Below are 24,183 nucleotides of genomic sequence, written 5' to 3'. Positions count from 1 at the left end.
AGCGGTTGCCGTATTCGTGTTTGTCCCCCCTCCCGGTGGGAGAGGGTCAGTCAGGGGCTGCAGGAGGCACGCTTACCCCGTCACCACCTCGTCAACCGGCGGTTTCGTTAACAGCGTCAGCATCGCTTTTGCAATTTCACGTTCACCCATCACCACCTGATCCGCACCACGTTCGGTAATGTACTCCACCTCATCGTCATAATGGGCGCGGGCAATGATCTCAATATTCGGGCACTTCTCACGTGCGGACGCCACAATTTCACCCGCTTCATAGCCGTTTGGAATGGTCAGCAGCAGCCAGCGCGCGCAGTCCAGATGCGCGAGATTCATGATCTCTTCGTTTGCCGCATTGCCCAACACTGCGCGAACGCCGCGCTCGCGCAGCTCGTCGACGCGGGTACGTGATGTTTCAATCACCACCAGCGGGATACCCTGCGCCATCAGCTTCTCACCGAGCAGGCTTCCTACGCGGCCAAAGCCGACCAGCAGGGCATGATTGCAAATATCCACCGGGATCTGCTTCTCTTCTTCGATAGCTTCTTCCAGCGTCTGCTCTTCCAGCGTTTCGGTTTTATCGAGGTATTTTTCCAGCAACGCAAACAGGACCGGGTTAAGCATGATGGAGAGGATCGCTCCGGCGAGGACCAGGTTTTGCCCGGCCTGCGGCAGCAGATTCAGCGCCATACCCAGGCCCGCCAGAATAAAGGCGAACTCACCAATCTGCGCCAGACTGGCGGCGATGGTCAGAGCGGTACGCGGCGAGTGGCCAAACATCCGTACCAGGAAGAAGGCGGCAACCGACTTACCAAAGATAATAATCGCCAGGGTGCCCAACACGGCCAGCGGCTGCTGAACCAGAACCATCGGATCAAACAGCATCCCGACGGAGACAAAGAACAGGACGGCGAAGGCGTCGCGCAGCGGCAGCGTATCGTGCGCCGCACGGTGGCTCAGCTCGGATTCGTTCAGCACCATCCCGGCGAAGAACGCGCCCAGTGCAAAGGAGACGTCGAACAGTTCAACGGCACCAAAGGCAATCCCCAGCGCCAGGGCAAGGACAGAAAGGGTAAACAACTCACGGGAGCCGGTGGCCGCGCTGCGGGACAGGATCCACGGCACCAGACGGCGGCCCACCAGCATCATAATGGTGATAAACGCCACCACTTTCCCGATGGTGATGCTCATGTCCAGCGCCAGCGTCGCAAAGCCGACGCTCTCTTTTTCCATCATACCGGCGACGGCAGGCAGCAACACCAGCGTCAGCACCATCACCAGGTCTTCCACAATCAGCCAGCCTATCGCGATTTGTCCGCGCTGGCTGTCGATAAGCTGCCTCTCCTCAAGCGCGCGCAGCAGTACGACGGTACTGGCGGTTGAAAGACACAGCCCAAAAACGATACCGGTCATCAGCGACCAGCCAAGCACTGTCGAAAGCGCCATTCCCAGCAGCGTCGCTACGGCTATCTGTGCGATCGCTCCCGGTATGGCGATCGACTTTACCGCCATCAGATCCTTCAGTGAGAAATGCAGACCTACGCCAAACATCAGCAGAATCACGCCTAATTCCGCCAGTTCGGGCGCCAGTTTGGTATCCGCCACGAAACCTGGCGTAAAGGGACCCGCCAGCACACCCGCTAACAAATAGCCCACCAGAGGTGAAATACGCAGTTTATTGGCAATCATGCCGAGGATAAAAGCGAGCACAAGTCCACCAACAATGGTGGTGATAAGCGGTGTGGCGTGATGCATTCCGTCTCCTTTCGTTGTGGGTGTTCCATTTGGTTAAAAAACCAAAAACCGAGTAATAGTTTATGACAATTTTTGCCGTTATGTTTATGAATAATTGTTGAAGTTTGAATAAAACAGCAATATGCGTGTAAAAAAGCGCATTTTGATAAATTAGGCGGGGGGATGCAGAAGAAACCCTTATGGCATCAGGGGGGCAGGTCGCCAAAGTAAAACTTTAGCGACCGTTATATTACGCTTTATGGCGGTTATCAGGCAGGAATATGGTCAACATCCCCAGAAGCGGCAGGAAAGCACAGATTTTATAGACCAGGAAGATACTGGTGTGGTCGGCAATCATGCCCAGCACTGCCGCACCAAGGCCGCCCATGCCGAAAGCAAAACCGAAAAAGAGCCCGGAAACCATACCGATACGGCCTGGCAGCAGCTCCTGAGCGTAAACAAGGATGGCGGAAAACGCCGAGGCGAGGATAAACCCAATAATCACGGTCAAAATCCCCGTCCACTCCAGGCTTGCATACGGCAAAATAAGGGTAAACGGGGCCACGCCGAGGATAGAGCCCCAAATGACGTATTTGCGTCCAATTTTATCGCCCACAGGCCCGCCGATTACCGTCCCTGCAGCCACCGCAAACAGGAAGGCAAACAGATGAAGCTGGGCGTTTTGGACCGATAATCCGAATTTTTGCATCAGGTAAAAGGTGTAATAGCTGCTGATGCTCGCCATATAGAAGTATTTCGAGAAAATCAGCACCAGAAGCACAGAGACGGCCAGAATGACCTTATCGCGAGGAAGGGGATTGATAACCTTCGCTTTAGGCTTACCTTTGTTCACGCGATGCTGCGCGGCATACCAGCGGCTGATCTGAATCAGTACGATAATCGCCAGCAAGGCTGCCAGCACAAACCACGCCACGTTACCCTTGCCGTACGGAGCGATGATCACCGCTGCCAGCAGTGGGCCGAGGGAGCTGCCAAAGTTACCGCCTACCTGAAACAGCGATTGCGCCAGCCCGTGACGGCCCCCGGAGGCCATGCGCGCCACGCGTGAGGACTCCGGGTGAAAGACCGACGACCCCGTGCCCACCAGCGCGGCGGCAATCAGCACAGCTTCAAAGCTGCCTGCCATTGCCAGCAGCACCAGCCCGCTCAAGGTAAAACACATGCCAATCGGTAGCGACCACGGCATGGGATATTTATCCGTCCAGTAGCCCACGACCGGTTGCAGAAGTGAGGAGGCCAGCTGGAAGGTCAGGGTGATCATCCCGATCTGCACGAACGTTAACGAAAACTCGGACTGCAGCAGCGGGTAGATCGCGAGAATCAACGACTGGATCATGTCGTTGAGCAGATGTGAAAGACTGATTGCGCCTAACACTTTAAACGAGGTGCGCGACGCCGGAGCGCCAGACACGGGCTGGGTTGATTCACTGATTGCCATAGAGATGAATACCACGTCTTTTGTTATTAGAAATGCAGGGTGTAATTATTATCCAACTAACATACCCGGCAGTGACATTTGAATAAAGTCGCAATTCTGAAAACTTATTTGTCTATTCTTATTAGTCACTGTAATTTTTGCCTTTGTCTATTGGTCAGGGAGAGAGAAGATGAAGTTAATGAAGCGGAGCGTCGCGCTGGCGCTGATCGCCGCCTGGGGTCTGGTTAGCCTGCCCGTGCAGGCCTATGAAAAAGATAAAACCTATAAAATCACCATTCTGCATACCAACGATCACCACGGCCATTTCTGGCGCAGTGAATACGGCGAATACGGTCTGTCGGCACAAAAAACGCTGGTGGATGGCATTCGTAAAGAGGTGGCAGCCCAGGGAGGCAGTGTACTGCTGCTGTCGGGAGGCGATATCAATACCGGTGTGCCGGAATCTGATTTACAGGATGCAGAGCCTGATTTCCGCGGCATGAATCTTATTGGCTACGATGCGATGGCCGTCGGTAACCATGAATTCGATAACCCGCTGACGGTGCTGCGTCAGCAGGAAAAATGGGCCAAATTTCCGTTCCTCTCTGCCAACATCTACCAGAAAAGCACCGGCGAGCGACTGTTCAAACCCTGGGCGCTGTTTAAGCGTCAGGATCTGAAAATTGCGGTCATCGGGTTAACCACTGACGATACGGCGAAAATCGGCAACCCTGAGTTCTTTACCGATATCGAATTCCGTAAACCTGCAGACGAAGCGAAGCTGGTCATTCAGGAATTGCAGCAGAACGAAAAGCCGGATGTCATTATTGCCACCACCCATATGGGCCACTACGACAACGGTGAGCACGGCTCGAATGCGCCGGGTGACGTGGAGATGGCTCGCAGCCTGCCTGCGGGCTCGCTGGCGATGATTGTGGGCGGTCATTCACAAGACCCGGTCTGCATGGCGTCAGAGAATAAAAAGCAGGTCGACTACGTGCCAGGCACGCCGTGTGCTCCGGACCGTCAGAACGGTATCTGGATTGTGCAGGCGCATGAATGGGGTAAATACGTGGGGCGTGCGGACTTTGAGTTCCGTAACGGCGAGATGAAGCTGGTGCACTATCAGCTCATTCCGGTCAACCTGAAGAAGAAAGTGACTTACCCTGACGGGAAAAGTGAACGCGTACTCTACACCCCGGAAATTGCCGAGAACGCGCAGATGCTCTCCCTGCTGACGCCCTTCCAGAATAAAGGCAAGGCGCAACTGGACGTGAAGATTGGTACGCTGAATGGTCGTCTGGAAGGGGACCGCAGCAAAGTTCGCTTTGTGCAGACCAATATGGGGCATCTGGTGCTGGCGGCACAAATGGCGCGCACAAATGCCGATTTTGGCGTGATGAGCGGCGGCGGCATCCGTGACTCCATCGAAGGCGGAAACATCACCTATAAAGATGTGCTGAAAGTTCAGCCGTTCGGTAACATCGTGGTGTATGTCGACATGAGCGGTAAAGAGGTGATTGACTATCTCACCGCCGTGGCGCAGATGAAGCCGGACTCCGGCGCTTATCCGCAGTTTGCCAACGTCAGCTTTGTGGCGAAGGACGGCAAGCTCAACGACCTCAAAATCAAAGGCGAGCCGATCGATCCTGCTAAAACCTACCGCATGGCAACATTAAGCTTTAACGCCACCGGTGGTGACGGTTATCCGCATATCGACAATAAACCGGGCTATGTGAATACCGGGTTTATTGATGCGGAAGTGCTGAAGCAGTTTATCGAGCAGAATTCACCGATCGACGTGAATACCTATGAGCCGAAAGGCGAGGTGAGCTGGCAGTAGTGCGGTTTTGTGCCGGGGGCGGCTACGCCTGACCCGGCCTGTATGAGAATCGTCGGCCCGGTAAGCACAGTGCCTCCGGGCCACTTCCACAATCCCGTCGCGCAATATCCGCAAATGTCGCGTCCAGTATTTTCGCCAGATCGCCTGCGGACAGTTCAATATCCAGCCCGCGTTTGCCGCCGGAAATATAAATAGTGTCGAAGGTCTGCGAAGGGGCATCAATCAGCGTCGGCAGGCGTTTTTTCTGCCCGAGCGGGCTGATACCGCCAACAAGGTAGCCGGTAGTGCGTTGCGCAACCATCGGATCGGCCATATCCACCTTCTTTGCCCCCAGCGCTTTGGCCACTTTCTTGAGATCCAGCTGCCCGGCAACAGGCGTTACCGCGACGGCGAGGTGTTTCATATCACCGTTCACCGCCACCAGCAGCGTCTTATAAACCCGATCGGCGTTCAGCCCCAGTTTGCGCACCACTTCATCACCAAAATTCGTTTCGCTGGGATCGTGATCGTAGGTGTGGATCCGAAAGGGAATGTTGTTTTTTTCGAGTAATTTAACGGCGGGAGTCATAGCTATCCTTCTTACGACAGACAATTCATGCTGACAGCATACGCCTGACGTTTGTCTAAAAAATAGCACCATCTTGCGCAATAGTATTGGCAGTGATGGTCACTTTGAGCGACAATCGGCTCAACCGAAGGTCTCCTTCGGCATAATAAAAACGATGAAATTCCTCTTTGACGGGCCAATAGAAATATTGGCCATTTTTTTATTTCAGCAGTGACGGCAAATTCCCTTCTCCGTACAAATGTAACGCCCCGACAGCGACCACGTAACGCCCCGCAGGCAACGCATGTAACGTCTGCTGCCAGGCTTTGTTGCGTTCGTTCATCAGCACATCATACAACGATTCACTGAACGTCGACGGCAGCGCCAGTTTACCGTCCGTGGGCGGCGCATTCAGCCACCAGCCGATCATCGTTTGCAACAGACGCGCGTTGGTGTGCCAGTGGGTCAGGGTATCATCCAGCAGCATCAGCCCATCATCAGGAAGCTGGCGCAGCAGGGCTATCTGGCTGTCCGTGCCTTCGAGCTCAATGACTGACAAATGGCGTGCTCTCGCGGCATTCAACAGCTGGTAATCAATACCGTAATCCCCGCGTAGCCCCAGACGCTGCGCCTGGGTCGCCTGCAGGACCATCGCGATTTGCCACAGCGGCAGTGTGTCCAGCATGGAGAGCGACACCCCCGTCTCATCTGCGACGCGCGTCAGTTCAGCGAACTGCGTGTCGTTCAGACGTTCAGCCAGGGGGAGATCGTTTTCGAGGCCGGCAAACGGCGACGTCTGGCCCGAAATATCCGCTTCAACGACCAGCGCATCGGCGCTCTTCAGCAGTTTCATCAGACCGGCTGGCAGCGGGGACATATCCTGCGTGCCCATATGGATGCTGCCCACCAGGTGAAGGTGCTGCCCGCCGGGAAGCGAGATATCCATGCCGGGCCAGGCATAACGGCGGGGGAAGAGGGCGCGAAACGATGTTTTTATACGATTAAACAGACTCATACGCGCTCCATAAACGGAAAGGTTCATGCTAGCGCGTAGGAGAAGAAGGTTCAATCTTTCGGTTTAAACCGCAACAACCGGTTTGCGTTGCTCACCACGGTAATGGACGAGAGCGCCATCGCCGCACCCGCGACAACCGGGTTCAGCAGCGTGCCGGTCAGCGGCCACAAAATACCGGCGGCAATCGGGATACCGAGCGAGTTGTAGACGAAGGCACCCAGCAGGTTCTGCTTCATGTTGCGCAAGGTGGCTTTTGAAATCGCCAGCGCGTCCGCAACGCCCATCAGGCTGTGACGCATCAGGGTGATGGCGGCCGTCTCAATGGCGACATCGCTACCGCCCCCCATCGCAATACCCACTTCTGCCTGTGCCAGCGCCGGCGCATCGTTAATCCCGTCACCGACCATCGCCACCTGGCGACCCTGGCTTTGCAGCGTCTTGATGGCATCTGCTTTGCCGTCAGGTAATACCCCGGCAATGACCTCGTCAATCCCAGCTTCCCGGGCGATGGCGTTCGCCGTCACAGGATTATCCCCGGTCAACATCACCAGGCGATAGCCCGCATGATGCAGGCGTTGCAACGCCTGCACGCTGTCCTGGCGTAGCGGATCGCGAATTGCCAGCAGCGCCGCGGCCTTGCCATCAACGGCAAGCAGAACCGGGGTTGCGCCCTGAGAGGCCTGAGCTTTCAGGTCTTGTTCCAGGGCTGAGGTCTCAACGCCATGCTCCTTCAGCAGTGCCTGATTCCCCAGCAGCAGCGTGTGCCCTTCGGCGGTACCGCTGACGCCTAAACCGCGCAGGGTACGGAAATTGCTCACCTGCGGCAGGCTGGCATTCCCGGCTTTCTCAATAATGGCGTGGGCCAGCGGGTGGCTGGAGCCTTGTTCAAGCGCCGCGGCGAGACGCAGCGCGTCATCCTGCGTGATGCCTGCCGTTATCACGGCCACTACCTGCGGTTTCCCTTCCGTCAGCGTGCCGGTTTTATCAAACACCAGCGTGTCCAGCGTGCTCGCCCGCTGCAACGCATCTGCATCCCGTACCAGCACACCAAATTCAGCGGCACGGCCTACGCCTGAGATGATCGACATTGGCGTGGCAAGACCAAGCGCGCAAGGACAGGCAATGATCAGCACCGTGGTGGCAATCACCAGGGTATAAACAATTTGCGGTGCCGGGCCGAAGACATACCAGATAGCCGCGCTCAGCAGCGCGATACCGACCACGACCGGCACAAAAATGGCGGAGATTTTATCGGCCAGCTGACCAATTTCCGGCTTACTGCTCTGTGCCTGACGCACCATGCGAATAATGCGTGACAGCGTGGTATGGCTGCCGACCGCACTGGCGGTGAAAAGCACGCTACCGTCCTGCACCACCGTACCGGCATGAATGGCATCGCCCTGGGCTTTCTGTTGCGGGACGGGCTCTCCGGTCAGCATCGCTTCGTCAAACCAGGCTTCGCCCTGAGTGATTTCACCGTCGACGGGAACGCGGTCGCCGGTGGTCAGGCGCAGCGTCATGCCGGGTTGAACTTCAGCCAATGGGACATTTTTTTCACCTGCATCCGTCACGACGCGCGCGGTCGGTGGGGTTAAATCCAGCAGGCGCTCCAGCGCTTTGGAGGAGCGCTGACGGGCGCGCGCTTCAAGCATATGGCCGAGGTTAATCAGGCCGATAATCATCGCGCTCGCTTCATAATAGAGATGACGCGCTTCCATCGGGAACCACTGGGGCCAGACGTTGACGCTCATGGAGTACAGCCACGCCGCACCCGTGCCGAGTGCGACAAGGGTGTCCATCGTCGCGGTGCGATTTTTCAGGCTTTTCCAGGCGCTGGAGTAGAAGTGACCGCCTGCGAAGACCATCACGGCAAGCGTAATCAACCCAATGACCAGCCACAGCGTGCGGTTATCGTCGGTGACCATCATATTGTCACCGATCATACCCCACACCATGACCGGCACCCCAACCAGCAGCGCGACGATGGCCTGCCAGCGGAAGCGTTTCATGGTGGCGACGGCCGTTTCCTGCTGGCGTTCCCGACGTTTGAGGTCATCTTCGATGGCCTCTGCGCCGTAGCCCGCTTTTTCAACGGCCTGCACTAAATCTGCGGCGGAGGCACTGCCCATCACCAGCGCAGTACGCTCCGCAAGATTGACCCGTGCCTGCGCGACACCCGGTACAGCCTGCAAGGCATTTTGTACCCGGGAGACGCAGCTGGCGCAGCTCATGCCGTTGATCAGCAGCTGTTGGCTGTCATCAATATCATCAGCTACCGGAAGCTCAGGAGTGGCCGCTGTCAGTGCTTCCGACGGGGATGATGACTCTGCCAGCGGTTTAGCCTTTGGGTGGCTCAGCTCCGCCCCATAACCAGCCTGTTTGATCGTATCAATCAGCGCATCCGCACTGGCGCTACCGGTGACGGCGGCGTGATCAAGGGTCACTTCAGCGCTGTCTACATCAGGACGCTGTTCCAGACTTTCTTTAACGCGTTTGACACAGTGGCCGCAGGAGAGGCCGTCCAGTGTCAGGTCAATAGTGTGAGACATAACAAAACTCCCGTATAATGATCTGGTCAGATGTTGACCGGCATAACGCTTTTCGCTAACTGTTATGAAGGTTAAACCTTCCATCAAGGGGAAGGTCAAGGGGGAAATGTGAATATCAGTGATGTTGCGAAAAAAACCGGATTGACCAGCAAAGCGATCCGTTTTTATGAAGAGAAGGGGCTGGTGACACCGCCGCTGCGCAGTGAAAATGGCTACCGCAGTTATACGCAACTGCATCTTGATGAACTGACGCTGCTGCGCCAGGCGCGGCAGGTGGGATTTAACCTTGAAGAGTGCGGCGAGCTGGTCACCTTATTTAACGATCCGGCGCGCCATAGCGCAGACGTGAAAAAACGTACGCTGGAGAAAGTGGCTGAGATTGAACGCCACATTACCGAGTTACAGGCGATGCGTCAGCAGCTTCTGGCGCTGGCGGAATCCTGTCCGGGGGATGACAGCGCCGACTGCCCGATTATCGATAATCTGTCCGGCTGCTGTCATCGTAAGGCTCATGCCTGACAGGCTTTAACCCGCAGGGTTATCCCTTCCACCGCAATGACCTCAACCTGCGTGCCGGCGCTGAGGTCATCGTCGGCCACCACGGGCCATGAACTGTCGCCCACGCGCATATGTCCGCGCCCGTTAACCAGCGCCGTGTCGAGCGTAAAACGTTTGCCGACAATCTGCTGCCCGCGCTGATTGAGGTGGGCGTCGAGCGGTTTCTGCTCTGTCACCTGGCGGTTAAGCCAGCGCCACCACAGCCAGGCGGCCAACAGCGTCAGCACGGCAAATAACGCTCCCTGCCACGCCCAGTCCAGGGGCAGTAGCCAGACCACTAACCCGGTAATGACAGCGGCAACACCGCTCCAGAGCAGGTAACCGTTGCCGCCAAGCATCTCCGCGGCCAGCAATAAGCCACCGAGGCTTAGCCAGAATGCATGAGGATGTGCGACGATTAGCTCAATCATTTTTTGCGCTCGTTTCCGCTGTCTTTGATAAGTTCCGTGATCCCGGCGATGGAGCCCATCAGGCTGCTGGCATCCAGCGGCATCATCACCACTTTGCTGTTGTTCGCGGAGCCAATCTCTTTCAGCGCGTCAGTGTATTTTTGCGCAACGAAGTAGTTCACCGCCTGGATATCACCTGCTGCAATTGCTTCAGAGACCATCTGGGTGGCGCGGGCTTCCGCTTCTGCAGAACGTTCACGGGCTTCCGCCTGTAAGAAGGCAGACTGGCGTTCACCTTCCGCTTTCAGGATTTGCGACTGTTTTTCCCCTTCGGCTTTCAGGATCTCTGCCTGACGTACCCCTTCAGCTTCCAGAATGTAGGCGCGTTTGGTCCGTTCCGCTTTCATCTGCGCGTTCATGGAGGCGATCAGCTCTGCCGGTGGGCGCACGTCGCGGATCTCTATACGGGTGACTTTGATCCCCCACGGGTTGGTGGCCTCGTCGACAATGTGCAGCAGGCGGGTGTTAATGCTGTCGCGCTGAGAGAGCATCTCGTCCAGCTCCATTGAACCGAGCACGGTACGAATGTTGGTCATCGTCAGATTTACGATAGCCAGCTCCAGATTGCTGACTTCATAGGCCGCTTTTGGGGCATCAATAACCTGAATAAAACAGACCGCATCAATGGTGACGTTGGCGTTATCCTTGGAGATCACTTCCTGGGAGGGAATATCCAGCACCTGTTCCATCATATTAATTTTACGTCCAATCCTGTCCATGAAAGGGACTATCAGGCTTAAACCCGGCTGGAGCGTGTTGGTGTAGCGGCCAAAGCGTTCAACGGTCCACTGATACCCCTGTGGGACAATTTTGACGCCAGCGCCGACAATAACCAGCGCAACGAAAATAAGGACAGGTATAACGATAAGCATAAAAACCTCCTGTTTTGCATGCTGTGACGAAGGGAACTGCGTGTGTGTTATAAGTCAGTATATCGGCTATCGGGCTGAAATTCGCCCCTGTAAAGAAGGGGGCGCGACGAATACCGGTAAAACCTTTACTCCAGCCATCGACACACCCTATTCGCGCTGCGTTCGTGAAAGGATTATTCTACGCATGGTTGCAATAAAGGTGGTTACAGGATGCATGATGAACAATAAAAATACGCTCTTGCAGGTCAGGGATGTCGGTTTTCGTGTGGCAAATGCCACGATCCTTCAGCATGTCGATTTTTGTCTTTCCCCGGGTGAGTTCAAACTGATAACAGGGCCGTCAGGCTGTGGTAAAAGCACGTTATTAAAGATTGTCGCTTCACTGCTCAGCCCCACTGAGGGCGCTATTCTGTTTGAAGGGCAGGATATCGCGACACTGTCGCCAGAAAGCTATCGCCAGCAGGTCTCTTACTGCGTGCAAACCCCTTCGCTGTTTGGGGACACGGTTTATGACAACCTGGTCTTTCCGTGGCAAATCCGTCATAAAACGCCGGAGCCAGAAAAATTTATCGCCGATCTGGCCCGCTTTGGCCTGTCGAAAGAGACGCTGACTAAATCCATCAATGAATTATCGGGCGGCGAAAAGCAGCGCGTTTCGCTGATTCGCAATCTGCAGTTTTTGCCGAAGATATTGTTACTGGACGAGATCACCAGCGCGCTGGATGAGGTGAACAAACGCAACGTTAACGAGATTATTCATCGTTACGCAAGCGAGCAGAATATTGCCGTGCTGTGGGTTACGCACGATTCAAACGAAATTACCCATGCGGATGACGTCATTACGCTTGAGCCGCAGGGCGGAAAAATGCAGGAGGCAAACCGTGGGTGAGCATAATATTACGAATACGTCGCTGGCGTTTTCGATGGTGCTGGTACTGATCGCTATTGTGGTGAGCTACCGGGAAAAGCTGGGCCTGGAGAAAGATATTATCTGGAGTATCTGCCGCGCGGTTATCCAGCTCATTATTGTCGGCTATGTGCTGAAGTATATTTTTAACGTCAACCACGCGGTGCTGACGCTCCTGATGGTGCTGTTTATCTGCTTTAACGCGGCGTGGAACGCGCAGAAACGCAGTAAGTATATCGATAAAGCGTTTGTCTCATCGTTTATCGCCATTACAACCGGGACGGCGCTGACGCTGGCGGTGCTGGTGGTGTCCGGCTCAATCGAGTTTACGCCGATGCAGGTTATCCCTATTTCCGGGATGATTGCGGGGAACGCTATGGTGGCTGTAGGACTGTGTTACAACAACCTCGGCCAGCGGTTTAGCAGTGAACAACAGAAGCTGCAGGAGAAATTAAGTCTGGGGGCAACACCGAAAATGGCCTCGGCGGTACTGATCCGCGACAGCATCCGCTCGTCGCTGATCCCAACGGTGGATTCCGCAAAAACGGTTGGGCTGGTTAGCCTGCCGGGAATGATGTCGGGGCTGATTTTTGCCGGTATCGATCCGGTCAAAGCCATTAAATATCAGATCATGGTGACCTTTATGCTGCTCTCTACGGCCAGCCTGTCGACCATCATTGCCTGCTATTTAACCTATCGGAAGTTCTACAACGTGCGCCATCAGCTGGTGGTGACGCAGTTGAAAAAGGCGGGGTGACCGCCTCTTTTGCAGGCCCGGTGAGCGCTAGCGGCACCGGGCCTGTTCATCAGTAGAGCAGGGCGTACAGCTGACGGCGGTACGTCGACGCCAGCGCATCGCCGGTGCCCAGCGCGGCCAGGATCTCCTGGAACATTTTCCGCGCCTGACCGTCGGCGGCACCCAGATCGTTTTGCAGATGGCTGAACAGCAGTGCCAGCGCTTCTTCGTTACGTCCCACCTGATGCAGCTGCAGCGCCAGCTGGCTTGCCAGCGCGGCATCGGTCGGGTTATCAGCAACCTGCTGTTGAAGCTGCTGGATCTCCGGCGTGTCCGCCGCCTGTTTCAGCAGATCGATCTGCGCGACCAGACCCTGATAACGGGTATCCTGATCCTGCAGTGGAATGGTCTTCAGCACAGCTTCCGCATCGTCGGAACGGTGCAGGGCAATCTGCGTTTCCGCAAGGAGCAGGCCAATCTGGCTGTCCTGTTTCGACAGCTGCCACGCCTCTTTGAGCAGCGGCAGCGCTTCGTCGTATTTGCCTTCCTGCATCAGTCCCATGGCTTCCTGCGCCTTCAGCTCTTCCTCGCGCGGCAGGACTTTATCCAGCAGGGCGCGGATCGCTTCTTCAGGCTGTGGCCCCTGGAAGCCATCAACAGGTTGACCATTCTGGAACAGATAGACGGTAGGAATCGCGCGCAGGCCAAACTGAGACGCCACCATAGGCTCAGCGTCACAATCCAGTTTGGCGAGAATGAACTGGCCATTGTATTGCGCGGCAAGGCTTTCGAGTACCGGCGTCAGCTGCAGACAGTGTTGACTACGCTCAGACCAGAAGTAGAACAGCACAGGTTTGGTCATGGACTGTTCGAGGGTCTGTTGCAGGTTTGCTTCAGTAATATTGACGATATTCTGTACGGACATGCGGCCTTCTCTTTTATCGGTTTGTTATTTACATGGGGGTTAGCGACGACGCTTCAACTCAACCGTGTAAAATTTTGTCCATCATCCGGCCCGGCAGCAGGCGTTTTAACCAGCCTACCGCATGGGTTACCAGCGTCACCGGATAGCGCATTTTTGGGTTTTCGCTTTCAAAAGCATGGCGCACTTTAGCGACGACTGCTTCCGGCCCGAGCGTAAAGCGTGCGGCGATACCGGGGTTTTCGACCGGTTTATCCGCCTGGGTCTGGTTAACGTTTTCCGTAAAGCGGGTGCGGATAGGGCCCGGCTCGATCAGGCTGACCTTAATGCCGCTGTGACGCAACTCCATGCGCAGGGCATCGGACCAGGCCTCCAGCGCATACTTGCTGGCGGCATAGGCCCCGCGGCCCGGGGTTGAAATCAGCCCCATCACGGAGGAGGTCATCACAATGCGTCCTTCACCGTGCGGCAGCATGGCGGGAAGCAGGCGCATGGTGAGCTGATGGACGCCAAAGAAATTGGTGGAAAACTGTTTTTCCAGCTGCTCGCGGGTGAGCGTGTCCAGGGGACCATACACGCCGTAACCGGCATTGTTAAAAAGGCCGTACAGACGGTTGTCGGTCAGGGTCAGCACCTCATCGGCAGCGCGTTCCACGCTTTCCGGTGAGTCTAAATCCAGTAACACACCGGTAAAGCCCAGCCCGTTCATGCGTTCGACGTCGTCGGGTTTACGGCAGGCCGCCAGTACCCAATATCCCTGACGCTTCAATTCGAGTGCACTTTCAAGACCGATTCCGCTGGAACATCCTGTAATTAAGACCGATTTTTGCATAACTTTACCTGTCAGGATCTCCGCTGAATTAGGAGTCATGTTTAACTAAAGGGGCCAGCCGTGTTGCCATCCAGTCGGCAATAAACGGCTGCGCATCGCGATTGGGGTGGATCCCATCGTCTTGCATCCACTGGGGTTTGAGATAGACCTCTTCCATAAAAAATGGCAGCAGCGGAATATCAAACTCGTTGGCAAGCTTTGGGTAGATCGCGCTAAAGGCTTCATTATACCGACGTCCATAGTTGGCGGGCAGGCGAATTTGCATCAGCAGCGGTTGCGCATTCGCGGCCTTAATATCCTTAAGGATCGTGCGCAGGGTCTGTTCCGTTTGCTGAGGCTGGAAACCACGCAAGCCATCATTACCGCCCAGCTCAACCAGCACCCATCGCGGTTGATGCTGTTTGAGCAAGGCTGGCAGGCGCGACAAGCCTTGCTGCGAGGTATCACCGCTGATGCTGCCATTAATAACCGTTGTCTTACTCTGCCATTTGTCATTGAGCAGAGCTGGCCAGGCCGCGTTGGCCGCCATGCGATAGCCTGCACTCAGGCTGTCACCGAGAACCAGTAACGTGTCCGCTGCCGCCGCGCGGAAGGTCATCAGGATTAAAAACAGGAAGGGCAAATGCCAGCGGAAAACATTGTTGAAGTTCATCGTCTTAAGAAGTCCGTCGGTCAGGGGGAACACGAGCTTTCCATCCTCACCGGAGTTGAACTCGTTGTCAAACGCGCCGAAACCATTGCGCTGATTGGCGAGTCCGGCTCCGGGAAGTCCACGCTCCTGGCCATTTTAGCCGGTCTGGACGACGGCAGCAGTGGAGAGGTCAACCTGGTCGGGCAACCGCTGCATCAGCTTGATGAAGAGGCGCGTGCCGCGCTCCGTGCACGTCATATCGGGTTTGTCTTTCAGTCCTTCATGCTGATCCCGACGCTCAATGCGCTGGAAAACGTTGAACTGCCGGCACTGCTGCGCGGCGGTAACAGCCGTGAAAGCCGCGCCCACGCCAAGGCATTGCTGGAGCAACTAGGGCTTGGCAAACGCCTCGACCATCTTCCGGCACAGCTTTCCGGCGGGGAGCAACAGCGTGTGGCCCTGGCCCGGGCGTTTAACGGCCGCCCGGACGTGCTGTTTGCGGATGAGCCTACCGGAAACCTCGACCGTAAGACCGGGGATAAAATTGCCGACCTGCTGTTTTCGCTCAACCGTGAACACGGGACCACGCTGATTCTGGTGACCCACGATCCGCAACTGGCTGTCCGCTGCGACCGTCGCCTGCGGCTGGTTAACGGTGAACTGCAGGAGGAAGCATGATTGCCCGCTGGTTCTGGCGCGAATGGCGCTCGCCCACGCTGTTGATTGTCTGGATGGCGTTAAGCCTGGCGGTAGCCTGCGTGCTGGCGTTGGGCAGCGTCAGCGATCGCATGGAGAAAGGGTTAAGCCAGCAAAGCCGCGAGTTTATGGCCGGAGACAGGGCGCTGCAAAGCTCGCGTCCCGTCCCGCCGGGCTGGCTTGACGAGGCGCGTAAGCGTGGGCTGAAGGTGGGGGAACAGCTGAGCTTTCAGACCATGACCTTTGCCGGCGATACGCCGCAGCTGGCGAGCGTCAAAGCCGTCGACGACCTTTACCCGCTGTACGGTGAACTGCAGACCAGCCCGCCTGGCTTAAAGCCGAAACCGGGCACGGTGCTGCTGGCGCCACGTTTAATGGCGCTGCTGAACCTGAAAACGGGTGACAGCATCGACGTGGGTGACGCCACGCTCCGTATCGCCGGGGAAGTGATTCAGGAACCTGACTCCGGCTTTAACCCGTTCCAGCTTGCCCCGCGCTTGCTGATGAATACCGCTGATGTGGCGAATACCCATGCCGTGCAGCCGGGAAGCCGCGTCACCTGGCGCTATAAGTTTGCGGGAACGCCCGCCCAGCTTGACGCGTATGAAAAATGGCTGCTGCCGCAGTTAAAACCGGAGCACCGCTGGTACGGACTGGAGCAGGACGAAGGGGCGCTTGGTAAATCTCTCGAACGGTCTCAGCAGTTCCTGCTGCTTTCAGCGCTGTTAACCCTGCTGCTGGCCGTGGCGGCGGTGGCGGTGGCCATGGGGCACTACTGCCGCAGCCGATACGATCTGGTGGCGATCCTCAAAACCCTCGGCGCGGGCAGCGCCCAGCTGCGTAAGCTGATTGTCGGCCAGTGGCTGATGCTGCTGGTGTTGTCAGCACTCACCGGTGGGGCGATGGGGCTGCTGTTTGAAAAGCTGCTGATGGTCATGCTGAAACCGGTACTGCCTGCCGCACTTCCACCGGCCAGCCTCTGGCCGTGGCTGTGGGCGATTGGCGCGATGATGGTGATTTCGGTGCTGGTGGGGCTTCGCCCGTACCGGCTGTTGCTCGCGACGCAGCCGCTGCGCGTACTGCGCCGTGACGTGGTGGCCAACGTCTGGCCGCTGAAGTTCTATCTTCCTGTCATTGTTGCGGTGTCGGTTGGGTTATTGGCCTGGCTGATGGGCGGCAGCACGCTGCTGTGGGCCGTACTGGCCGGGGCGGTGGTGCTGGCGCTGCTGTGTGGTGTGGTCGGCTGGGTGCTCCTTAATGTGCTTAAAAAGCTGACGGTGAAGTCGCTTCCCGTGCGGCTGGCGGTGAATCGTCTGCTGCACCAGCCCTGGTCTACGCTGAGTCAGCTGTCTGCCTTTTCGCTGTCGTTTATGCTGCTGGCACTGCTGCTGGTGCTGCGCGGCGATCTGCTGGATCGCTGGCAACAGCAGCTTCCGCCGGAAAGCCCGAACTATTTCCTGATCAATATCGCCCCTGAGCAGGTGACACCGCTGAAGACGTTCCTGGCGGAACACCAGATTGTGCCGGAGTCGTTCTACCCCATCGTCCGTGCGCGTCTGACGCAGATCAACGGCCAGTCCACAGAGGGAAACAAGGATGAATCGCTTAACCGCGAACTGAACCTGACCTGGCAGGAGAAACGTCCAGATCACAACCCGATTACCGCCGGCAGCTGGCCGCCGAAAGCGGGTGAAGTGTCGATGGAAGAGGGGCTGGCGACGCGCCTGAACGTCAGGCTGGGCGACAGCGTGACCTTTACCGGCGATACGCAGGACTTTAGCGCTAAGGTCACCAGCCTGCGTAAGGTGGACTGGGAAAGCCTGCGGCCGAACTTCTTCTTTATTTTCCCCGCAGGCGCACTGGACGGACAGCCGCAAAGCTGGCTCACCAGTTTCCGCTGGGAAAACGGTAACGGTATGCTGACCCGGCTGAACCGCGAATTTCCGACGGTCAGCCTGCTGGATATTGGCGCGATCCTTAAACAGGTCGGGCAGGTGCTGGAGCAGGTCAGCCGGGCACTGGAGGTCATGGTGGTGCTGGTGACGATCTGCGGCGTACTGTTGTTGCTGGCCCAGGTGCAGGTCGGGATGCGGCAGCGTCATCAGGAGCTGGTGGTCTATCGCACGCTCGGGGCGAGTAAGCGACTGCTGCGCACCACGCTGTGGAGCGAGTTTGCCCTGCTGGGGCTGGTCTCGGGTCTGGTGGCGGCGATGGGTGCTGAGACGGCGTTAGCCGTGCTGCAGACCCGGGTCTTCGATTTCCCGTGGGAGCCTGACTGGCGGCTGTGGTTCACGCTGCCGGTCTGCGGTGCGGTGCTGCTGTCGCTGTGCGGCGGCTGGCTCGGCACGCGATTGCTAAAAGGGAAAGCGCTGTTCCGTCAGTTTGCCAGTTAGTTCAAATCCGTGATAATTACGCACCGGTTTATCTGCTGGTGCGTAATAATTTAGTAGCACAAATCGGTAATACCCATGCATTTAGTAGCACAAAACATTAAAAACCCGCGCACACAGCAAGATTATTTCCAGTTAATATTCACCTGCTAAATATTTAGCAGCGTGTCTATAAAGGAAAAATAATGACTATAAAAAAATCAGCGCTGGCAGTAACAATTGGCGCAGCAGTGGCATTGACCTCCTTCGCATCTCAGGCGGAAATCACGGTTCTTAAACAAGACCCTCAGGCAGGTAACCCGCTGAGCCGTCTTAACTTTACCGTTGGCGGCAGTATTCGTCCTCAGTTCAACATGATGACGGGCGACGGCGATAAAGGCTCCTACAAACGTAATGGCTTCGACGGCGGCACCCGTTTCCGTTTCGCAGCAGATTACTATCTGTTTGATGACATCAGCTGGATCAGCTACTACGAGCTGGGTGTGAACATTCCGGCGCTGTTCAACTGGGATAACCACTACGCTGAAGGTGCTAACGACACCTCTCGCCGTATGCTGTACACCGGTCTGAAGAGCGACACCTGGGGTACGCTGACCTTCGGTCAACAGAACAGCGTTTACTATGATGTGGTTGGCGTGAAAACCGATATCTGGGACTACGACATGATTGGTCAGGCTCCAGGTAACGGGATCAACGGTGACTACGACGGCTCTTATCGTTCACGCAAGATGCTGAAATATAAGAAAACCGTAGGCGATGCGGATATCTATGCATCCTACCTGTTTGAAGACAGCGAATACCTGCCGGGCAATGGCCTGCGTTACAAACGTAAAGGCGGCGGTTCACTGGGTCTGGATTACCACCTGACCACCGATCTGACCTGGGGCGCAGCGTGGAACTATACCCGCGCGGACATGCGTAACCCGGACAACGGCGACAGCAAATCTTACGACCAGAATATCCTCGGTACCGCGCTGAGCTGGACGCCGGATAACTGGACCTTCTCGGCTGGCGGCGGCTGGTACCAGAACTTCCTGACCACCAAAAAAGTGTCTACTGACAACTACTTTGCCGGTGATGCATGGGGTATTGAATACTTCGCAGGGTACAAATTCCCAATCGATCAGTATGCGGTGAAATCCATCCAGCCTTACTTCATGGGTGACCGTATTGAGTACGTGAATGGTCGTAACTACCAGCGTATCGATAACGGCGTGGGTGTTAGCGTCCAGCTGGACTACGGTTTCCGTGTTGATTACGAACACGTGTTCACCTCCAGCACGGATAACCTGGGCGACATGAACCTGGTGCGTCTGCGTTACGACTTCTAAGTTCAGTCAGCAGGGGAGTCACCCCGCTATGAAAACGGCAACCCTGGGTTGCCGTTTTTTTTGCGCGTGATTCAGCGATTGAGCCAGTCAGCAACGTCCTCAAACGTTCCGCGATACACAATCTTCTCCGCCTTTTTTGCCAGCTGCCAGGTGTACATCGGGTCGTAATAGTCGTTCAGCAGCGGGGCAAGCCAGCGCAAATGCGCGTCGGTGCTACCAGAACGTTGTTGCTCCTGCAGCGCGGAATTCAGCAGCGCCGTAAAGTCTGCAAAGCGCTGCAGCCCCAGACGGCGGCGAATGGCAAACAGGCCGTGGTGCAGGTATTCGCTGTACGCGTTCCAGCCCGCCTCTTCGCCAAAGGCAGCAGAAAAATCCGCCCACATATGGTCGAAATACTCTTCACGCAGGCGTTCAAGACGGACATCAAACGGGTCTTCTACTACCACAACAGGCGCCTGAACCATGCGGTCTCGCAGGCATTCCGGCAGGTGGTTGGAACCAATCATCCGCCCTTCATCCTCCAGCACCCAGCGTGCGGCCTCTTTTTTCAACAGCACGACGGCGAGCTGATTTTCGAAGCTCGCCTGCGAAAGCTGTGGTGTAAGCGTGCGGCCAAACGACGAGCCGCGATGGTGTGCCAGCCCTTCCAGATCCACGCCCTGCGCGTGCTGTTTCACCAGCAACGTTTTGCCGCTCCCGGTACAGCCGCCGATCAGCACCATCGGTTTTTGCACCTGCTCAGCGGTTACCTCAATCGCGGTCTGACGCAGCGCTTTATAGCCGCCTGCGATCAGCGGGTAATCCACGCCGCGCGCTTTCAACCAGGCCTGAGTGATATGCGAGCGTTGACCGCCACGCGCGCAGCAGAGGTAGCCGGTGGGGTGGGAGAGGCAGGCTTCGCGCCAGGCGTTAATGCGCATCTCACGGGTATTGCCTGCGACCAGGCTATGGCCGAGAGCAAGCGCAGCGTCCGGCCCCTGGCGTTTATAGCAGGTACCGACGGCGGCGCGTTCATCATCGTTCATCAGAGGCAGGTTGATTGCCGCAGGCATCGCGCCCTGGGCGAATTCGATCGGCGCGCGAACGTCGATTAAAGGGGTATCGGATGCGAGGATCGCGCGATAGTCCGTTCCATCGTTCATGGTTTTTCCAGAAGAAAACTAAGCTGCAATGGGCGGGGATTGTACGCCGGGGAGGGGGAAGGTCAACTCCCCGGCAGAGGAGTATTACTTAAGCTTTGATTGCGCCCAGATAATTCCGCTCGCGTATTCCGGCGGCAGGAGAGGAATAATCGCTTCCAGCGTGGCGCTCAGACGATCGGTGTCGGTATCGTTCAGGTTCAGGTGACCGACCTTACGACCCGGACGCACCTCTTTGTCATACCAGTGCAGATGCACCAGCGGCAGCTTGAGCCAGTCGTAGTTCAGATCGGTACCGATCAGGTTGATCATCACCGACGGGCTGTTCACCACCGGCTGCGGCAGCGGCAGGTCAGTGATGGCGCGCAGGTGCAGCTCGAACTGGCTGATGGACGCCCCGTTTTGGGTCCAGTGACCGCTGTTGTGAACGCGCGGTGCCAGTTCGTTAATCAGCAGACCGGACGGCGTGACAAAACACTCCATCGCCATGACGCCCACGTAACCGAGTTCGTGCATGATGGCAGAGAGCATCTCTTCTGCCTGCGCCTGCTGTTCAGCACTGGCCTGCGGGAATGCAACGCTGGTACGCAGGATCCCGTCCTGATGCAGGTTATGCGTCAGCGGATAAAAAACGGTATGGCCGTCCTGCCCGCGAGCGCCCACCAGAGAGACTTCACCGCTGAAGTTAATGCCCTGCTCAACGATGCACTCCCCGTAGCAATCGTCCGGCAGCTCGTGAGTGTCATCGGCGCGCAGACGCCACTGTCCACGACCGTCGTACCCGCCGACGCGACGCTTCACAATTGCCAGCTCGCCCAGCATTGCAAAAACATCCTTCCACTCGCTTTTATCGGACAACAGCTGCCACGGCGCAGTCGGCAGCCCGAGCTTATCGAACAGCTGCTTTTGCGTCAGACGGTCAGCAATAATGGGAAAGACGTCGCGGTTAACGAAGGCATTGTGACGCGCCAGCTCGCGCGTCAGGGCCGTTTGTGGCCAGCGTTCAATCTCCGCGGTGATCACACTCTGGTGAAACGGCACGGCTTCCGGTTCGTCATCCAACCCGACGGGCCAGACGGCAATACCCAGCGGCTCGCCGGCCTGACGCAGCATACGGCCTAACTGACCATTACCGAGGACACATACCTGCTTCATGCCGCACCCCGCGGGTCCGGATTGTCCAGCACCTCGTCGGTCTGAGCTTTACGCCAGTCCGCCAGACGCTGATGTAACGCTTTATCGTGAGTCGCCAGGATCTGCGCGGCGAGCAGGGCAGCGTTGGCAGCGCCCGCTTTACCAATGGCCAGCGTGCCGACCGGAATGCCACGCGGCATCTGAACGATGGAATAGAGGCTATCGACACCACTTAACGCAGCGCTTTGCACCGGAACACCCAGAACCGGTACCAGCGTTTTGGCGGCAATCATGCCTGGCAGATGTGCTGCGCCGCCCGCACCGGCAATGATCACCTCATAACCCTTCTCTTCGGCGCTTTCGGCGAAGCTGAACAGTTTGTCTGGTGTACGGTGTGCGGAGACCACTTCAACGTGGTGCGGAACATTCAGGATTTCAAAGATTTCGGCGGTGAACTGCATGGTAGCCCAGTCGCTTTTGGACCCCATCACGATGGCGACACGCGCCGGATTATTGCGGGAAGACATGCGTCTTAAAACTCCTGTGGTGCGAAACACACTGCTTTCGAGGGCACAGAGAATAGCATGTAATAGGGGCAAGGAAAACGGTTGCGCGGTTAAAAACTGAGCCGTTGTGGCTCTCAGGAGATAACAAAACAGACCGCGTTCTGGCGGTCTGTTTTATCAGGCATCGATGTGCTTTGATGTGCTTTTGACGGGCGGCACGGTCAGCAGACGTCTTATTTGGTCAGTTCTGCCGTCATGTGAACGCGGTTGTTAAACTGAGCGCTGGTGATTTTGTAAGACGCGCCCTGTTCAGCAGCCTGAGCGGCAATTTTCGCTTCTGCGCGGTCAAGGGTAGAGGCAGTGGCGCTGACGCTCTGAGCAAAAGAACCGAAAGAGATCAGAGAGAGTGCGGAAACTACAACGAAAGTTTTGATGGATTTCATGGTCGTATTCCTTAAATGTTTTATCTGGGATAGGGCGTGTTGCCCTGATGTGATAAATAATAGGCCGACCACGGGCTGATTAAAATCGAAACAATTTGCCGATATTGTTCAAAAAAATAGAATGATTTTTTGGCGGATTAAAACGGGAAAGCGATCAGTTCCACACCGTCAGGCGTGACGCTGACCATTGAACCTTCGCTGTGCCAGGCCCCCAGGACGACGCGGTGGGCCGCTTCGCCGTTGGCGGTAAGGGTATGCACATCGGGACGATGAGTATGACCGTGGATCAACCACTGAACGCGGTGTTTTTCCATGACCCTGACTACCGCCTGGGGATTAACGTCCATAATGGCCATGGATTTGCCGCTGTTCGCGGCCTTACTGTCGGCACGCATTCTGGCTGCGATCCGCTTGCGGATAAACAGCGGCAGAGCCAGGAATAGTTTTTGGATCCACGGGGTATGAACCTTAGCGCGAAACGCCTGATAGCCGGTGTCGTCAGTGCAGAGTGTGTCACCGTGCATGATTAACACCTTTCGGCCATAAAGGTCGAGTACCTGCTCTTCCGGCAGCAGCGTCATGCCGCTTTCGCGGGCGTAGCGCTTGCCGAGCAGGAAATCACGGTTGCCGTGGATAAAGAAGCAGGGGACGCCGGAATCGACCAGCGCGTTAATGGCAGCCGCCATCTCACGGTGCAGCGGGTTGGGATCGTCGTCGCCAATCCAGGCTTCAAACAGGTCACCCAGAATGTAAAGTGCATCGGCACTTTTCGCTTCACCGCGTAAAAAACGCAGAAAACCGGCGGTGATCGCCGGTTCTTCTGTTTGCAGGTGCAAATCTGCAATAAAGAGTGTCGCCACGAATTACTCGCTGACGGTCACGCTGTTAATCACGACGTCTTCTTTTGGAACGTCCTGATGCATGCCGCTGCGGCCGGTCGCCACGGCTTTGATTTTGTCGACTACGTCCATACCTTCAACCACTTCTGCGAAGACGCAGTAGCCCCAACCCTGTAGGCTTTCGCCGGAGAAGTTCAGGAAGTCGTTGTCAGCAACGTTGATGAAGAACTGGGCTGTTGCAGAGTGAGGAGCCTGCGTACGCGCCATCGCCAGCGTACCACGGGTGTTTTTCAGACCGTTGTTCGCTTCGTTTTTGATCGCTTCTTTCGTCGCTTTCTGGTTCATGCCAGGTTCGAAACCGCCGCCCTGGATCATAAAGCCGTTGATCACGCGGTGGAAAATAGTGTTGTTGTAGAAACCTTCGCGGCAGTAGTCCAGGAAGTTTTTAACTGTTTCAGGCGCTTTGTCATCAAAGGTTTTGATTACGATATCGCCATGATTAGTGTGGAAAGTAACCATTTTTGCATCCTGTTCCGTTATTGTGGTACGTCGACCCGCGTTTGGGTCATCTATAGGGGCTTGTTATAGCATAACCACAGGATGCGATCACCTTGCATTGTGTGCTGCTTCAGGTTTGAATTACAGGTAGAATAACCGGTTTTCAACCACACACGTGTT

22 protein-coding genes and 1 pseudogene are annotated in these 24,183 nt (G+C 56.3%); 7 read left to right on the top strand and 16 right to left on the bottom strand.

Annotated features, from left to right (window positions below; genetic code table 11):
• Positions 1–72: 72 nt before the first annotated feature.
• Both ybaL and BJ887_RS18680 read right to left on the bottom strand, forming a co-directional pair.
• Positions 73–1,749, bottom strand: a complete 1,677-nt coding sequence (gene ybaL / locus BJ887_RS18685) for a YbaL family putative K(+) efflux transporter (protein ID WP_047744113.1) — start codon at positions 1,747–1,749, stop codon at positions 73–75.
• 229 nt (positions 1,750–1,978) lie between these two features.
• Positions 1,979–3,187 carry an MFS transporter gene (locus BJ887_RS18680; RefSeq protein WP_032677549.1) on the bottom strand — a complete coding sequence of 403 codons (1,209 nt, stop codon included), beginning with the start codon at positions 3,185–3,187 and terminating at the stop codon, positions 1,979–1,981.
• Positions 3,188–3,356: 169 nt separating this feature from the next.
• Here BJ887_RS18680 and ushA point away from each other — a divergent pair, with 169 nt between their 5' ends.
• On the top strand, positions 3,357–5,009 hold the full coding sequence (ushA, locus tag BJ887_RS18675; protein ID WP_121340276.1) for a bifunctional UDP-sugar hydrolase/5'-nucleotidase UshA: 1,653 nt from the start codon (positions 3,357–3,359) through the stop codon (positions 5,007–5,009).
• Positions 5,010–5,100: 91 nt separating this feature from the next.
• Here ushA and ybaK read toward each other — a convergent pair.
• The 3 genes and pseudogenes from ybaK to copA all read right to left on the bottom strand — a co-directional run.
• Positions 5,101–5,577: pseudogene (gene ybaK / locus BJ887_RS18670) on the bottom strand (Cys-tRNA(Pro)/Cys-tRNA(Cys) deacylase YbaK); the annotation flags it as partial.
• A gap of 199 nt (positions 5,578–5,776) precedes the next feature.
• A complete protein-coding gene (locus tag BJ887_RS18665) occupies positions 5,777–6,571 on the bottom strand; it encodes a TraB/GumN family protein (protein ID WP_044858267.1) in 795 nt (264 codons plus the stop codon).
• Between the two features lie 50 nt (positions 6,572–6,621).
• Positions 6,622–9,120, bottom strand: a complete 2,499-nt coding sequence (gene copA / locus BJ887_RS18660; RefSeq protein WP_121340275.1) for a copper-exporting P-type ATPase CopA — start codon at positions 9,118–9,120, stop codon at positions 6,622–6,624.
• A gap of 108 nt (positions 9,121–9,228) precedes the next feature.
• Here copA and cueR point away from each other — a divergent pair, with 108 nt between their 5' ends.
• Positions 9,229–9,639 (top strand): Cu(I)-responsive transcriptional regulator, encoded by a 411-nt coding sequence (cueR, locus tag BJ887_RS18655; RefSeq protein WP_014168923.1) that lies wholly within the window; start codon positions 9,229–9,231, stop codon positions 9,637–9,639.
• On the opposite strand, the gene BJ887_RS18650 is transcribed toward cueR, so the two are convergent.
• Together BJ887_RS18650 and BJ887_RS18645 are read right to left on the bottom strand one after the other, a co-directional pair.
• Positions 9,630–10,088, bottom strand: a complete 459-nt coding sequence (locus tag BJ887_RS18650) for an NfeD family protein (RefSeq protein WP_014168924.1) — start codon at positions 10,086–10,088, stop codon at positions 9,630–9,632. The genes cueR and BJ887_RS18650 overlap by 10 nt on opposite strands.
• Complete coding sequence (locus tag BJ887_RS18645; protein ID WP_014168925.1) at positions 10,085–10,999, bottom strand: SPFH domain-containing protein; 915 nt, start codon at positions 10,997–10,999, stop codon at positions 10,085–10,087. Before BJ887_RS18645 ends, BJ887_RS18650 begins: the two co-directional genes overlap by 4 nt.
• 217 nt (positions 11,000–11,216) lie before the next feature.
• On the opposite strand from BJ887_RS18645, the gene fetA reads away from it, so the two are divergent.
• Positions 11,217–11,888 (top strand): iron efflux ABC transporter ATP-binding subunit FetA, encoded by a 672-nt coding sequence (gene fetA, locus BJ887_RS18640; RefSeq protein ID WP_047955126.1) that lies wholly within the window; start codon positions 11,217–11,219, stop codon positions 11,886–11,888.
• The gene (gene fetB / locus BJ887_RS18635) at positions 11,881–12,663 is read left to right on the top strand and encodes an iron efflux ABC transporter permease subunit FetB (protein WP_121340274.1); all 783 of its coding nucleotides are present in this window, start codon (positions 11,881–11,883) and stop codon (positions 12,661–12,663) included. Before fetA ends, fetB begins: the two co-directional genes overlap by 8 nt.
• Positions 12,664–12,712: 49 nt before the next feature.
• Here fetB and BJ887_RS18630 read toward each other — a convergent pair whose 3' ends face one another.
• The 3 genes from BJ887_RS18630 to tesA are packed head-to-tail and all read right to left on the bottom strand — an operon-like array spanning position 12,713 to position 15,048.
• Positions 12,713–13,567, bottom strand: a complete 855-nt coding sequence (locus BJ887_RS18630) for a co-chaperone YbbN (RefSeq protein WP_025204830.1) — start codon at positions 13,565–13,567, stop codon at positions 12,713–12,715.
• 58 nt (positions 13,568–13,625) lie between these two features.
• Positions 13,626–14,435: an SDR family oxidoreductase gene (locus tag BJ887_RS18625; protein WP_086532865.1), complete on the bottom strand. Its 810-nt coding sequence runs from the start codon at positions 14,433–14,435 to the stop codon at positions 13,626–13,628.
• Positions 14,425–15,048, bottom strand: coding sequence for a multifunctional acyl-CoA thioesterase I/protease I/lysophospholipase L1 (gene tesA, locus BJ887_RS18620; RefSeq protein ID WP_025206538.1), 624 nt, complete (start codon positions 15,046–15,048; stop codon positions 14,425–14,427). The genes BJ887_RS18625 and tesA overlap by 11 nt, the downstream gene beginning before the upstream one ends.
• Between tesA and ybbA the strand changes: the two genes are divergently transcribed.
• The 3 genes from ybbA (at position 15,019) to BJ887_RS18605 (ending at position 19,444) form a co-directional block, all read left to right on the top strand.
• A complete protein-coding gene (ybbA, locus tag BJ887_RS18615; RefSeq protein ID WP_121340273.1) occupies positions 15,019–15,705 on the top strand; it encodes a putative ABC transporter ATP-binding protein YbbA in 687 nt (228 codons plus the stop codon). The two genes, tesA and ybbA, sit on opposite strands and share 30 nt — an antisense overlap.
• Positions 15,702–18,116: a putative ABC transporter permease subunit YbbP gene (ybbP, locus tag BJ887_RS18610; protein WP_121340272.1), complete on the top strand. Its 2,415-nt coding sequence runs from the start codon at positions 15,702–15,704 to the stop codon at positions 18,114–18,116. Before ybbA ends, ybbP begins: the two co-directional genes overlap by 4 nt.
• Positions 18,117–18,298: 182 nt before the next feature.
• Positions 18,299–19,444, top strand: coding sequence for a porin (locus BJ887_RS18605; RefSeq protein ID WP_014168933.1), 1,146 nt, complete (start codon positions 18,299–18,301; stop codon positions 19,442–19,444).
• A gap of 71 nt (positions 19,445–19,515) precedes the next feature.
• Here the strand turns inward: BJ887_RS18605 and mnmH are convergent, their stop codons facing one another.
• From mnmH to ppiB, 6 genes are all read right to left on the bottom strand, one after another.
• Positions 19,516–20,586, bottom strand: a complete 1,071-nt coding sequence (mnmH, locus tag BJ887_RS18600) for a tRNA 2-selenouridine(34) synthase MnmH (protein WP_121340271.1) — start codon at positions 20,584–20,586, stop codon at positions 19,516–19,518.
• Positions 20,587–20,670: 84 nt separating this feature from the next.
• The gene (gene purK / locus BJ887_RS18595; protein ID WP_040016808.1) at positions 20,671–21,738 is read right to left on the bottom strand and encodes a 5-(carboxyamino)imidazole ribonucleotide synthase; all 1,068 of its coding nucleotides are present in this window, start codon (positions 21,736–21,738) and stop codon (positions 20,671–20,673) included.
• Entirely contained in the window at positions 21,735–22,244 is a 510-nt protein-coding gene (gene purE, locus BJ887_RS18590) for a 5-(carboxyamino)imidazole ribonucleotide mutase (protein ID WP_020885164.1), read from the bottom strand. Before purE ends, purK begins: the two co-directional genes overlap by 4 nt.
• A 212-nt stretch (positions 22,245–22,456) precedes the next feature.
• Positions 22,457–22,666 (bottom strand): YdgH/BhsA/McbA-like domain containing protein, encoded by a 210-nt coding sequence (locus BJ887_RS18585; RefSeq protein WP_121340270.1) that lies wholly within the window; start codon positions 22,664–22,666, stop codon positions 22,457–22,459.
• 137 nt (positions 22,667–22,803) lie between these two features.
• A complete protein-coding gene (gene lpxH, locus BJ887_RS18580; protein WP_040016809.1) occupies positions 22,804–23,526 on the bottom strand; it encodes a UDP-2,3-diacylglucosamine diphosphatase in 723 nt (240 codons plus the stop codon).
• A 3-nt stretch (positions 23,527–23,529) separates the two neighbouring features.
• Positions 23,530–24,024, bottom strand: coding sequence for a peptidylprolyl isomerase B (gene ppiB, locus BJ887_RS18575; RefSeq protein WP_014168939.1), 495 nt, complete (start codon positions 24,022–24,024; stop codon positions 23,530–23,532).
• Positions 24,025–24,183: the final 159 nt, after the last annotated feature.

It is taken from the genome of Enterobacter sp. WPR_3_1, from assembly GCF_003635055.1.
GTDB classification, from domain to species: domain Bacteria; phylum Pseudomonadota; class Gammaproteobacteria; order Enterobacterales; family Enterobacteriaceae; genus Enterobacter; species Enterobacter ludwigii.
Note: the sequence above shows the minus strand (reverse complement) of the source record. Positions and strands in the feature narration are given on the sequence as shown.

What these genes read in the sequence shown, in the direction of transcription:
- purE (WP_020885164.1), bottom strand. Translation starts at nt 22,244, where the DNA reads ATGTCTTCCCGCAATAATCCGGCGCGTGTCGCCATCGTGATGGGGTCC.
- BJ887_RS18680 (WP_032677549.1), bottom strand. Translation starts at nt 3,187, where the DNA reads ATGGCAATCAGTGAATCAACCCAGCCCGTGTCTGGCGCTCCGGCGTCG.
- purK (WP_040016808.1), bottom strand. Translation starts at nt 21,738, where the DNA reads ATGAAGCAGGTATGTGTCCTCGGTAATGGTCAGTTAGGCCGTATGCTG.
- BJ887_RS18605 (WP_014168933.1), top strand. Translation starts at nt 18,299, where the DNA reads ATGACTATAAAAAAATCAGCGCTGGCAGTAACAATTGGCGCAGCAGTG.
- BJ887_RS18630 (WP_025204830.1), bottom strand. Translation starts at nt 13,567, where the DNA reads ATGTCCGTACAGAATATCGTCAATATTACTGAAGCAAACCTGCAACAG.
- mnmH (WP_121340271.1), bottom strand. Translation starts at nt 20,586, where the DNA reads ATGAACGATGGAACGGACTATCGCGCGATCCTCGCATCCGATACCCCT.
- ushA (WP_121340276.1), top strand. Translation starts at nt 3,357, where the DNA reads ATGAAGTTAATGAAGCGGAGCGTCGCGCTGGCGCTGATCGCCGCCTGG.
- BJ887_RS18625 (WP_086532865.1), bottom strand. Translation starts at nt 14,435, where the DNA reads ATGACTCCTAATTCAGCGGAGATCCTGACAGGTAAAGTTATGCAAAAA.
- BJ887_RS18585 (WP_121340270.1), bottom strand. Translation starts at nt 22,666, where the DNA reads ATGAAATCCATCAAAACTTTCGTTGTAGTTTCCGCACTCTCTCTGATC.
- BJ887_RS18645 (WP_014168925.1), bottom strand. Translation starts at nt 10,999, where the DNA reads ATGCTTATCGTTATACCTGTCCTTATTTTCGTTGCGCTGGTTATTGTC.
- ybbP (WP_121340272.1), top strand. Translation starts at nt 15,702, where the DNA reads ATGATTGCCCGCTGGTTCTGGCGCGAATGGCGCTCGCCCACGCTGTTG.
- BJ887_RS18665 (WP_044858267.1), bottom strand. Translation starts at nt 6,571, where the DNA reads ATGAGTCTGTTTAATCGTATAAAAACATCGTTTCGCGCCCTCTTCCCC.
- tesA (WP_025206538.1), bottom strand. Translation starts at nt 15,048, where the DNA reads ATGAACTTCAACAATGTTTTCCGCTGGCATTTGCCCTTCCTGTTTTTA.
- fetA (WP_047955126.1), top strand. Translation starts at nt 11,217, where the DNA reads ATGAACAATAAAAATACGCTCTTGCAGGTCAGGGATGTCGGTTTTCGT.
- ybbA (WP_121340273.1), top strand. Translation starts at nt 15,019, where the DNA reads ATGCCAGCGGAAAACATTGTTGAAGTTCATCGTCTTAAGAAGTCCGTC.
- ppiB (WP_014168939.1), bottom strand. Translation starts at nt 24,024, where the DNA reads ATGGTTACTTTCCACACTAATCATGGCGATATCGTAATCAAAACCTTT.
- copA (WP_121340275.1), bottom strand. Translation starts at nt 9,120, where the DNA reads ATGTCTCACACTATTGACCTGACACTGGACGGCCTCTCCTGCGGCCAC.
- BJ887_RS18650 (WP_014168924.1), bottom strand. Translation starts at nt 10,088, where the DNA reads ATGATTGAGCTAATCGTCGCACATCCTCATGCATTCTGGCTAAGCCTC.
- ybaL (WP_047744113.1), bottom strand. Translation starts at nt 1,749, where the DNA reads ATGCATCACGCCACACCGCTTATCACCACCATTGTTGGTGGACTTGTG.